General features: G+C 64.3%; 1 protein-coding gene (running past both ends of the window). It reads right to left on the reverse strand.

This entire window lies inside a single protein-coding gene on the reverse strand: locus tag EV191_RS13120, encoding a hypothetical protein. The 71,463-nt coding sequence extends 38,980 nt beyond the window's left edge and 19,071 nt beyond its right edge, so the window shows coding positions 19,072–32,483 (codon 6,358, complete, through codon 10,828, partial); the first complete codon in reading order (the gene reads right to left) occupies positions 13,410–13,412. Both the start codon and the stop codon lie outside the window.

Here is a 13,412-nt window from a genome sequence, read left to right on the forward strand (position 1 = left end):
ATCAGCGCGCTGTCGTCCGCATTCGAACGGTAGGCGATCCAGAGCTTTTCCACGGCTGAGGCGATCTCGGCACGGCCAGCGTCGTCGACAGCGGTCTGGCCGATCGCAGAGCGGTAGCCAGCCGTGAACCGATCGCGCAGTCTGGGTAGTTCCTCACCCAGTCCAACCCGGTTGAGTAGGCCACCGAGCTCGATCAGGAACCGCGCCACATGGTTGCCCCCGCGTCCGGTAGGCAGACCACTGTCCGGCGAAATGGACTGCGCGATGCTATCCACACTGGTCAGACCGACCCGTTGGGACCCCAGATCCACCAGCGTGTTGTCCGGGTCCGGGTTGTCTTCGGTGTAGGAATGACCGGCAAAAACAACCTCGCCGTCCTGCTTAGCCGCCGTATCCAACGCGGGTTGGATCTTCGTCAGCATTCGCCATATCGGAGTGGACAATTTGTATTCGGCGACTATTTGCCGCACAACCGATGCGGCACCTGCCAGCGGAAACGCGTCGTGGCCCGATCCCGTTACTGGTGTTCCAGAGCCTGATGGAGTGGTGTGCAGCTCACCGAAGGCACGCGCCGTCAGCTCGACCGCGTCGCCAAGTTCCGACAAGGAATTCGCCAGCTCATCACCGCCGCCATGCTCCGGCTGCCGCGCAGCGAGCACGGCGGCCTGGTGCACCAGACCGCTCAGCGTGGTACCTGGCACAGCACTGATCAGGACAGCCCCCGCGTCGCCGCCCATCCGCCACGCACCCAGGACGGTCGCCGCTAACATCGTCGGATAGTTCGATCCGCCTAGCACGGCATGGCCGGCAAGTACGTCGTCGAGTCTCGACGTGATTGACAACATCGCGATGATGTCGTTTGCCTGATTGCGAACCAACCAGGTGGGGTTCGTCGTGTCGGGTGCACGCTCAATGCCGATGCTCTCGTCGCCGAGCGCCTCGGCGACGAGACGCTCCGCGATGCCGGGCGCTAGCGCGGTAAACGGTCCATCGGCGACCTGATCCGGCGTGAGCTCGTAACCAGCGACCCTGTCGGTGCCCTGCGCGGCACCGAGATTCGCCAGTTGTTGTTCGAAGGCTCCATCGCGACGCTCAGGAGCGCGCACTCGCGCGATGCGCTTCTGCCATTCCGAAGGTTGTGGTCGTAGCCCCTGGCCCCCCATGCTCGCCCTGGGGTCAGTGGCACCGCCTCCGTCCGCGTACTCCACTCCCCCAAGGGGCGGTGGTGTTACTGGTGGATTCTTCGGCTGCTTCGTCCTGGAGCCTTCTCGCTGGCTGAATCCCCTTGGTTGAGTGTGTCCGGCACCGTCAACGAATTCGGTCCCCGGGGCAAACCGCATACCGTTCGCGTCACGCCTGGACCTGGTGGGCAGCGTGTACGCGACGTCCGACGACGGCGCCTTCCTACCGCGCAAGGGCGGCGGAATCAGTGGCTGCTGCGGCTGCTCGGCCACGGGCTCGTGGTTCCCGTGCGGCGTGTCGTCAATCTGCCGTTCAAAACCAGCCAGCCTCGAGATCTGGTCCAGAACCTGGTCCCGCTGCGCGGTGCGTGCGTACTCAGCTTCCAGGAGCGTGAACAGCAACTGGATTCGGAGCAGCGACAGTGGAGCACCGTCCCAGCTCATCATGTACCGGAGAATCTCGCCGGTAAGGAACTCGCCTCGACGGTGCCACGCGTTTGACGTAACGCCTACGGCGGATGAGACAGAAGCGATAACCGCCGATACGGCAAGACGTTGTGGGTCCATCGTCCCACTGAACGCCTGCCCCGAAACTCTCCTGACCTCACCGGAAGCCGCGCCGGGGCCGGCATGCCAACGGACGAGATCACTACGGCCAGGCACACCGGTCGGCCCATACCGAGCCATCTCGGCGAGCTTCGCCAGGTTCTCCTTCACCTCGGCGAAGCCGTTACGTACGTCGTCCATACCGACCAGAATCAGCACGTGCGAATCATCCACATTGGGCTTCACCCAGGACGCGCCAGAGCCGACCCAGGGAACCACGCGCACGACGAACTCCTGCCGGTGCCGCGCTTGAACCTTCGCGCCGAGCTCGTACGGCCCTGGCCGGTCCACCTTGTCGAGCAACAGTCGGTACTCACCGGGGCTGCGTGTCTCGATGCCGGCAAGATAGCGGGTTTCCCGAACCAGTGTCCCGTCATCGACAAGAGCTTGAAATGCAGCGACGGCGTCCTCTGGGGTAACATCGGAAGTCGTCGCGTGGTGCTGGAATTCGCGCTGTTCCGCCGGAGACAGCACATCCGTGTGCTGCTCCACCAGACTCCGCATAGCCGCATCGGCACGCCGGGTTTCCCGGTGTAGCGCCCTGAGGTAATCATCCATATTACGCGCCGTGGCCGTGCGTGGTCCGATCGCGCCGAGTCGAACCTCGGCGCCTTTGGCGGTCTGGGCGCTAATGTTGATGAGGTTCAATCCCGCGTCCACACCGGACTGCACGGATCCCATCAGGTCGCGGACGGCGTTTTCCATCGCCCGCTGACTACCGTCACCGAGTATCCCGTAGAGCGCGTTCGGCACACCTTCGGAACCGCTCTTCAGCAACGCGTTCACGACGAGCTGGGCAATCGACCGTGGGACGAGCCACGGCTCGCGGTCAAGGATCTCGTCCAGCTCCCGTGCGGTCTCTTCCCGCATGACCTCGAAGCTCGTGTACTCGGGCACCGCGGTCCGCAGCGCCCGGTCAACGCTAGCCCAGGACTCGTGCACGGTGGCGGGCGAAAAGTCCTGGCGAAGGCCCCGCTCGTGCTCCATGTTGATCCGGACGGTTATCGGGAACCGCCGACCCTTGGGCAGCAGTTTCACTACGAGTATGGCTTCGCCCCTCGTGGGCGACTCGGTCTCGGCGGAGACGACATCAGCGCGGGTGCGGGCGTGCTCCGCCATCGCCGTAGCGGCGGTGATCGCCGCCTCGCCGCCATCAATCGGCTTGCCGGTGGCGGGTTCGGGATCGCCGAGCAGCCGTTCAATCTCGGTCCGCTGCCGAGTGACGATCTCCAGCGCGCCATCCAGCAAGGCCAAACCATCGCGACCCAACTCATTGCGCACGAGAACACTGTCCGGCCGCTCATAGCCCAGCCGTGCACGCCGTTCGTCGTCCCACCGGAAGCCGACCGAGTTATTGGCTCGCCGACCAAGCCACCGACCGTAAGCGCCGAGCATGCGCGCCGAGCCGCTACCAATCAAAGCTTGCAGCACAGTGCCGACTGGTAGACCCAGTGTCAAAACAGCAACCCCAACAAGGGTCGCCGCTTCCCACAGGAGTCCGATGGATTCCTTACGTAGGGCTGGCCTGAGCCCTGCTATCTTCCAGACGATCGACGCCTTGTAGAGCGCAGATACGAACTGCAACGACAGATCTCGCCACAGCGCTTCGTCATCCATCGCCGCCGTTCGCTCCGTGGTGGCGTAGAACACCTCGAGTTCCATGGTTCTGGCTCGCCAGTCGGTGTCCACCAAGCGCTGATTGGAGTTCTGCGCCACGCGCCCAGTCAGCGTGACGCCGATCCGATCACCGTTGGGGAGCGTGGCGGCTATCCGCCGCTCCTGCGCGTCCCAGGTAACGTCGCGCAAGCCCTCGATAAGCGCACGGTTAGTGCCCACATTGACCAGATCAGCGGGGAGCGCTCGTCCGGGCTTTCCTTCCGCGCCCAACGCGACGGCGATGTCCCGCGCCATATTGTCGGCCCGTTCCCCTAGTTCGGCCGCGTGGGTGGGCGAGAGTGCCGCGCCACTTTCCGGTCGAGCGTCAGGCAGCTGCAAGCCATGTCGTTCGGCGATGCCCTGTGCCACATCGCGCACACCATTGAAGTCGCGGTACAGGCGGCTGAGCCCCGGACCCTGCAAGCCACCACGTAATGTCGCGCTGAATCGCCTGGCGCTGTCGCCAGCCATCAGGTTCCGGATGTATTCGTAGACCGTCAGCGGCACCCGGGTGGCGGCGGCGTAGCTGAACCCGACCAGAGCACCCAGGAAAGCGCTCCACTCGCCACCCAGACCCAGCGCCCCCGCGGTCGCGAAGCCGACCGTGTTGCCACCGATCTGACCGATGGCTTCTAGCATCGCCACCCGTACGTACGCGCTCTCCTCGTTCATCGCGATGACGTAGTCGGCTATCTCGGCGCGAAGAATATCCCGGAGGGCGGCGTCGATATCGGATTCGGTGGCGTTCCTGTCCACCACCAGACGCAACCGGCTTGGTTCGGTCCAGCCGCCATAACCACCGGACCGCGCGATCACCTGCCCCCTGGGCAGATCACCGACCTCGAGTTGGAAGCTAAATCCCGGCCTGGACAGGGTCCACCAGTCCTCGCCTTCCAGACTTTGTAGCACATAAACGTTGTCCCCGACGGGATTTTCCGGCGGGTTCATACTCTCCATATCCATATCGAGCGCGTCGACACGGAGCTCGCTCGAATGCGTGATCCGCAGTCGGTGCAAGTCACGGCCGGAGAAGCCGATATCGATGGGACTGCCGAACGTATCGTGCTTCAACGCGTACTGCGTCCTGGCGAGTCCTGGCGACAGGTGGTTGTCCACATCGGTCAACACGTCCAGCACCATTCGGCCGTCCGCGGAAAGCCGGCCCGCAAGTTGCGGGTGTCTGAGCATCTTGTTGAGCGAACTCATCCGCCACTCGCTGCCGTGTGCGGATTCATTCAGCCCCATACCGCGGTTTGTACCCGCGGCATCCCCATTGACCAATGCGTTGAGTTTGTCGGCGGCGTATCGCAGACTCTCGTTGTCGCCGACGACAGCGCGAAAGTCTCTGCCGCTGCGTAGTGTGTCGAGTTGTTCCCGACTCAACATCGCTTCAAGCTCGGCCAGGCCGGTAAGCAACCGGTCCAGAAGCGCTACATCGCCTTCGGAAGGTTTGGTGAACAGTTTCCGGGACGATGCGCCGTGGAATATTTCCGGCGTCGCCTCCGCACCAACGTCGAGCACACGGCCCGGATCGACGAGGTCGAGATAGCGCTCGCCGAGGTCACGCAAGGCAGCAAAACCAGCCTCGGCGCGGTCCGCGAGTCGGTCGATCTCGCTGTCCAGCAAACCTATCTGTTCAACGATCTTGGTGTCTGGTTTCGCGCCCCGATGGTCGAGCAGCGACTGCTGGTAGGTCAGCACGGTCGTGAGCTCGCCAAGCATGCCGGCGTACGCCTCGTAGCGGACAAACAACTGCCGCTCCAGTGCACCGGCCGCGCCCTCGGTGGCATGTTCGTCGTAACCTACCGCGAGCTGGTTCATCACCACGGCCACTCGCTCGGCCTGCTCGGCAAGCTCGGCCGCGGCGTAGCCGTCATCGCTGCCGAGGCGGATCATCCGCAATAGCTCGCCAAGGTCCTCGGTCGCGCGCACCGTGAGCTCTCGTGTCCGCGCCGCCTCTTCGAACGCTGGGCGCGGCTCTTCGACCGTTATGCCAGGCTGGTTTTGCCGCGCGGCCAGTTGCTCGGCGTTCGCGGTGGCAGTTGCCAGCAGTCCGGGCAGCTGGTCCATCGCCTCGCGCAATGGCACTCCGATGAGCGGGATCAGCCCCATTTGGACGTCCGGGAATGGCGGCAGCACGACGGTCACTGGTCCAGCCAATTCCGTGCCATCGTCGCGTACGTGGATCTCCGGCAGCCGGAGTACGGCCGCGGCGGCGGTCGGCTCACCGCGTACGGAGATATCCACCGCTCGCCCGTCGATCTGGACCGACCAGGTGTCTTGGTACGCGGTTGGCTCTATCGAGTCGAAGTAGCGGGCGAGGAACGTTTCCGCGAGTGAGGTTAGGTTCTCCGGCACGGTGACCGCCGCCTGCGCGGGCAGGGTCGGCAGCGCTACCTCCTGTCCAGGTAGGACGAACTCGGGACTTGCCGGCACCGAAGGGGCTTCCGCGGGAACCGCTACGTCGGCGCCGGGCACGTAGGCGGGCAGCAACTGCTCGCCGACACGCAGGATGGTCGCCGTGGCCGTATAACCAAGCGGGGTATGGGTTACTACGGCGCCGTCGGTACGCACTTCTCGAACGGCGATACCGTAGTTGTCGGTCAGGACGGTCAGCAGGTCGTCGATATGCGGGGACCCGGTGTGCCGGGAAAGCAAATCGTCGTGTAGCTCCGATGGTGACGAAATGCCGTGGGCATCGGTCAACGCTTGCCTAGCCGAATGCGACAGCGCGCGGTACACCGCGGGAGCCAACCCAGCGACACCGTCCGACACCCATGCGGTGGCCAGGCCATGTTCATCAAGATACCTGAGCTGTGCGGTACTTAGTGGGAACTCCTTACCAGGCATAGAATCCGGCGATGGCGCTTGCGTTTTCTCGGTCCTCGAACCCTGCTCGGCACGTCGAGCACCCTCCGGCGAGTTGCCAGCGACCGAGGTCGCGGGCAACTCGGCAACGCCGCCAGTTGGATCGATTGCGTAACGCGTGAAGCCACCCGCGGCACTGGTGACGTCGAGTTCGATGTGTATACCGAGTTGTCGCGCCAGCTCGCGGCTCGTGTCAATGGGATCGTCCAGTGTGCCCGGCTGCGTGGGCGGTTGTCCGCCAGGCAATGCGGGGGCGCCGATCGCCTCATCCACAAATCGGTGCGCACCATGGATATCGTCCAGCAACTCGCCAATGGACTCGGCGATGTCCGCCGTTCGCTGACGAATCGCTGATCCGAGCTCCGCCTCGTCTGTCGAGGGCATATCCTCGACAACGGCCCTCGCCGTAAGGATCCCGACGCTGGCTCGGTCGAGCTCAGCTAGCCTGGCTTCGGCCCTACGGAGCAGCGGAACGGCCAAGACAGCTGCCTGATCGCCGGCCGCATCCGCAATGCGTTCTCGAATGCTTGCCACGGCCTGCGTCGCCCACCGGATGACACTTTCCTGTGCGGCCACCACGGTGGCGATCTCATCGTGCGTCAGTCGCACTCGCGAACCAGGTTCGGCTCCTTCGGCACGGATGCGTTCACTAAGCGAAAAGCTGGCCGGAAGTGCCTGTAGCTCCGCGAGATCGAGCTCAGTTATCCAGTCCGAATGGACCGGCAACGCGGGCGATTCGACCGTCGTCGCTGCGGTTGCCGCATCGCCCAGCTGGTTGGCCGGATCAAGTGCGGCGCCGTAGTCGATGACAGGGGATACGGATGTGGCCGGCCCATCGGAGGCAGCCGGAAGATATAGGATGGCAGACCCGCGATAGTCGCGCATACCGCCCTGCACGACCTGCTCGTCCGGGCCTTTCACCCGTACCTCGAACACATAAGGCAGCCGATACGCGGTGGCGCCGGCCGTGGCACCCACGAGATGCGCACCGTTCTCATCGACCTGGAACTCGGCTCGATGATGATCCGTCTGCCCAAGCGGCTCGGCGTGGTGCGCGTCTTGGCGCAGTCTCAATTCCACGGTATGCCGCGCGCGACTGGCTCGCTTTGGATCCGGGATCTCGAACGTAACACCGGTGGTCACCAGTTCTCGGTAGCGCCCGATCAGCGCCGACTCGCTGAGCGAAGCGTCAAGTGCGGTCAGATTCCGCAGCTGCGCCGCCCTCGTTTGCCGCCGTCGTGGCAGGCGAGCCCTGTCGACAACTTCGGTGTTACCGTCGGGCACATAGGCCGCATCCGGCACGAGACCTTCGTTGACGGCCACACCCATAATCGCTTCGCGAAGCAGACCCAGCCCGGGGACGAGCACACCGTTGCGCCGCATAGCGATGCCGGCCAACCAGGCACCGTCCGCCGCCGATTCCCCATTGTTGGTGGCGCGCAACAACTCCGCGGTGGCAGCTTGCGGATCGACATCGCTCAGCGATGGTTCACCACGTACATAGTCCCCGGAGACCGCATCGGCGGAGACCGGCAGGCCATGCCGATATGCGCTCGTCTCGGACATTTCGGTACGCATCCAGCCCGGAACGACCTTGTCACCGAGTTCGACACCACCCGAGCTGTACACGGTGAACTCATGCAGCACCCCGGGTGTCCCAAGTGGATCGTCGGGATCGCCCCACACATGGGATTGCACCGGTACCGGATTGCGGTGAATACCAAATCGCGTACCGCCTTCGGTCACGCTAACCCGGTCAAGGGAGCTCCCCCGCCACGGTGAACCCACCATCGCCGCGTTGTCTGGGCGCGGCGTGATTCGATGGCGGAGAACGACGGTCTTGGCTGAGCCGTGCACCGTGAGTATCTGGCCCTCGCCGGCCGTGGTTGCCGTTGCCAGATGTTCCTGGAGGTTGTCGAGATAGTGGTAAATCTGTTCCCGAACACCGTCGGTGCGTTCTAGCCCCGCGTCCGCGGCCAGGTCGATCATGCGCTGCGCGATAGTGTCCCGCCCGCCCAACTCGAGCAATCGCAGTTCTGACAAGGGTCCCGAATGGTGGTCGGTAGGTTCGGTCCGCGCTTGCTCTGTCGCGATTTCCCGATAGTCGTTGCCGAGTTCGAGCCGCATGGTGCGCGGGCCGTCGGCCCCTAGGCCGGTGAAGCGGGTCGGCTCACCGAACGAGCCGGTCTTCGGGTCGCGTTCAGCGAGCTCAAAGACCACACCAACCTCGACCTTGGCTTCCGCTGCCGCGCGTGCCGCGACAACACCACTGGTGGTGATCTCGCTGAGCTGCTTACGCAACGATTGCGCGTTCGCTGCCCCGGGCTCAGCTACCGGTGTCGGATCTTCGAGAATTAGTCGAACCCGTAGCTCGCGGGAACCGAACCACCACACATCGCCATCACGCGAGGTCAACTGCGCGAAGCGACCATCAAGACGGGCACGTATCGCGGATTCCGTGACGTCGCTCAGCTCCAGCTGCCGACCGAGGTAGTGCGCCAGCGAAGCGGCAAAGGGCACCGGGGTCACTGGGGTTCCGTCGTTCAGCATAGCCCGCTCGACGGCCGGCAACTTGGCCGTGAAGTCCACGTCTTGCTCGACACTTTGGCGAGCTGGCAGGGGTTCGCCAGGCAACGGTGGCAGCCCGGCAATCGGATCGAGGCCATCGGTGCGCTGCTCGAAGGCCATGCCGAACCACGCCGGATCGGACACGATCAATTCCCTGCGCTGGGCACCCGTGTAACGACCGTGCACGTACAGGTCGCCGGCGACGGCATGTAGCCGACGAAGCTCGTCAGCGGAGAGCTCGCGCGAGATACCCGCCTGGTCAAGTACCTGGGTGAATGCCTCGACGTCGGCGGGATCCCCGCGATCGTAGCCGAAGGCGACCGAAACCGCCGCGATATCGACGGGCGCGATCGCGCGTCGTACGGTCGTCACGGCCTCCAGCTCGGCTCGCAACCGTCCTGCCGCCGCGCCGTCAGGTAGACCCAACACATAGTCCATACCGCGCGCGATGGCCAGCTCGACGGCGGCACGGAAATCCGGTCCGAAACGGTCGTTGAGTTTCCGTAGATCGACCTCCGCTTCCAACGCGCGAGCGACATTGATTCCGGGAAGCTCCAAGCGAAGAGCCTGCTCGAAGCGGACGTCCGTACCTTCCTCGAGAGGAGTCTCGCGATCGGCGAGCTCGGCGGGGGGAGCGTCTTCGGTTGAGGGCCTGGCGATCTCAATCATCTGTGACGGCTGCGACACGTCATCATCATGATCAGGAACAGCAGCATGGCTTGGCGAACTATCCGAGCCAGGGGCTGGTCCCGATGCCGACCATGCCGGGTTCACGCCGCGCGACGGCCCTTGCTTGGTCCCCGCTACGGTTATGTAATCGGTCGCTTCTGCGCGCGTGACCCCGATACCACGCCGACGTAGTTCACTCGTAATCTGTCCCAGCGGAGCACCATTGCCGGTGTCGAGACGCAACATCGTACCGGCTTGCAACGCATCCGCGATTCCACCAAGCACGTCGATATTGGCGCTCGAGATTCGCTCGTAGGACCAGCCCTTCAAGTGAATCGTCGCCGCGTCACCGCCCCCGGCTGAGCTCGACTGTCGGCTTGCGCGGGACGCTCCGGCGCCAGCATGAGCGGCTACGGCCGAAAGATCGGCCTGCCAGTCTGCGTACTGCGAGCCCAATCGCTCCGTTGCCTGTTCCGCCCACTGGGCGGCAAGCTCGTATGCTTCGGCCAACGCAGGATAATCGGAGTCGTGTTTCCTAGCCGATAAAACAAGCTTTCCTTCTCTGTACGACTCGACTATTTCGATACGCACTTTAGCCCGAAGTATCGACAGGACCTGAATCAACTGCGGAAGATTCGCAAGGACGTTTTCACCCCCAACAATCGTCAATAGACCGCCCTCGTCAAGCGCGTCCCATGCATTGACCACAGAATTGATCCTTGGGCCTCCGAAAACATCACTCGGGACGTCTTCGAAGTGAATCTGTCGAAATGTCCCAACGTTGTCGGGGAGGATCGCGATGTCGGCGCGTAGATCCGGCCGCGCGGCCGGATCCACGTTCAGGGTCACGTCGCTCGGCCGGGCTTTCGGATAATGACTGGCCCGACCGCCTCCAACGATCAAACGAGGATCGTCTTCGGTGTCATAGAGCACCGATTGACGGGGTCCTTCCGCGACAAGCACGCGGTTGCCCGCCGCGTCCACCGCAGGATACGGTCCAATCTCGAACCACCGCTGGATATCCGACGCCATGTCGGCCGCAATCGTGTCGAGATCCCGGCTGGTCGACCCGATGAACAACCGGCCGTCATATCTCAGGGCTCGCCGTGCACTTCCAATAATATCCGAATAGGTTCCGGTACGTGGATCCCGGACTGGTTCACGTATCTCAACCGCAGTGTGTCGGTACGCGTCCAACTCGTCCTCGTCGTAACCACGACGAATAATCAATCGGCTCGCGCTGTCGGACTCAGACGACAACACCATCGGATCAACGGAGTGTCGATCCTCGTCGCTCGGCGTGTCGCGTACATCGGCCGCCGGAGGCTGCTGTGCCAGCGCGCGTAGGCCCGCCGGTCCTTCGTCGGACACGTACTCGCGCAGCCGAACGCCTATGATCAAACCACGCTGACTGTCCGATGTGGGCAGCTCGCCAAGCGGCACAACCAGTTGGCCGTCCTGCCAGCTCGGCTGACCGTCGCCGCCAGGGATGAACAGCATCGGCGCGCTCACGCCATCAGGCCAGCTCACCCTCGCCGATACACCAGCCGGAGTCTTACTTATCGCCTCGGCAGTCAAATCACCAGGAAGACGGCCCGTTAGCCGAGCGGCCATGGTCTGCTGGAATTCCACGAGGCGAGCACCATGCCGTTGCGCCGCATAGTCGATCCGTGGTCCACTCTCGCCGTGCCGGACGTCGAGTGGTGGGCGTGGGATCGTGCGGGGCCGGCGACTCCCCCGTAGGTCCGCCGGTTCGACGCCCGGGACCGACGCCGGTTCGTCAGTGTGAGGTTGCGCAGGCACGGTTGGTGGAGTGTCCAGTTCGGCTGGTCGCCATGGTTCAGAAATTGCCGGATCGCGCGCTACGGCGGGCATGAAATGCGCGCCGTCGGGACCGGTCCGCAACAACACGATCTCCGCGCCCGCTGTGCCCATGGTGTGCGCGCGCCCGGCGCCGTCGATCACGGTGACACGGATGCCCAGTTCATCGGCCACCCGTGCAGGCGCCGTTTCCGGCGACAGATCCGCGAGCAGCTCGGTCAACCCGGCAATATCGGGCCATTCGGCGGCCGCATCCACCAAGGCTCGGTGGACCGCCTTGGCGAATGCGCCGTCACCCTGGCGTATCCATTGGGCGCGCGCATTGGCATCGTCCAGGTATCTGCGTTGCGCCGGGCTCAGTACATTGTGATCGCCGAGGCCCGCGATCAGCTCATCGAACTGGAAGTCCGACCGGTAGCTGGCACCGGCAGCCCTGCTGGCCAATCGAGCGCCCTCGGCCACCCCATCCCAATAGATCGCGGCCTCGACGGCCGAAACCAACGCGGGATCGAAGGACCCGACGTTGAGCTCAACCAACGACCCTGGCACGCCGTAGTAGTGCCGCTGTAGCACCAACTCCGTCGTGTACCGCAGCCGTGCCCGGTCGGCCTCGGAAGCCGCGGCGAGCTCATCATGCGCGGGCTCGGCCGGGTCGGCGACCGAACTCGGTACCGAGGCGAGCATCGTGCTGCGCGCTGGACGGTGGTGGAACGCGGTACCAAACCAAGCGGGATCGTGCCGGATCAGGTTGCCACGGAGAGCACCCGACCATAGGCCGTGGCTGACCGCGAGCTCCTGCGCGATTCCCAACAGCGCGAATCGATCGGCGGCGCTAAGTTCGGTCGGTACGCCTGCGTTTTCCAGCGCAGCGCGGAACGCCTCCACTTCCGTCGGCACCGCTGGGTTGAACCCGAACAACCCAGCGGTCTCGGCGAAAGTGGCTGGCCCGTGCCCGACGTTGACAAGTCCGTCGAGCGTGCTGCGCAGCGCTTCTACACCGCGCTCCCGGTAGATGGCGAGCAAGTCGGGACTGTGTCCATATGCGAGCGTCCGATAGCCGTTTCGTCCCGGCAGTACCTGCCGTAGCGCCTCGAAATAGCCCTCACGGTCAGCGTCCCAACGATCGTTCACCGCCGTTCGCACATCGTCACTGACATCCAGCGGCAAACCGGACCAGGCCGAGGCGACCGAAAGGGCATCCGGGTTCGGCGCGGGAACTTGATCGCGGTCGGCATCAAAGGTGACCGATACCTGGTCAGGTACCGGTGGTCCAAGGTCCGGCGGCGGTAACTTCTGGCGAGGTGCCGGAATCGAGCCGACCACATCCCGCGCCGGACGGACCGGCACGTACGTGTCACCGATGCGCAGCAGTATCGCCGCCTCGCGGGTAACCGCCGCGCCCAGTGCCTGTCCAGCTTCGTCGATCACGGTGAGCGGCACACCGAAGCGGCGCGCGGCCGTATCCGGCAGTGCCGCGACCGGCACGTCCACTAGTTCCCGAGCGATATCGGTCGCCGGCGGCAATCCCGCCTGTGGTCCGGCAGCTATCCGCATGGCATGGGCGAAAAACAAGTTGTCAGGTTGCGTATGGTCCACCCAGCCTGCGTGGCGCCCGACGCGATTCATGGCCGCGCGCTGTGCGACGGTGATGCCGCCGTTCAGGTCTCCGGTGTTCTCCGTAACGGACTCGGCGTCCAACCCACCAACTGGCCGCGCCCCTGGCAGCTGACTAGCAACCCAGCCACCGTACTGGATTCCGCCGTCGAAGATCGCGGCTAGCACCTCGTCGCGCACGCCTGGCGGAACCGCGGGGTCCGTACTACTCGATTCGTTTCGGCTACCCAGATAGTGAATCCGGAGCACCGTGTCGGTGACCGCATGCAGCCGCTCCCAGCTGGCACGATCCAGTTTGGCGATCTCCACCAGCGTCGACTCCGTCATATCCACAACGGACCCGGGAACGAGGAAAAGCGGGGCTAGGTGCGCGGGCCTGGCGGACCGAAGATCACGCAGCCGTTCCGCGTTGTTCAGTACGAACTCTCG

This window comes from Tamaricihabitans halophyticus, assembly GCF_004340875.1.
GTDB classification, from domain to species: domain Bacteria; phylum Actinomycetota; class Actinomycetes; order Mycobacteriales; family Pseudonocardiaceae; genus Tamaricihabitans; species Tamaricihabitans halophyticus.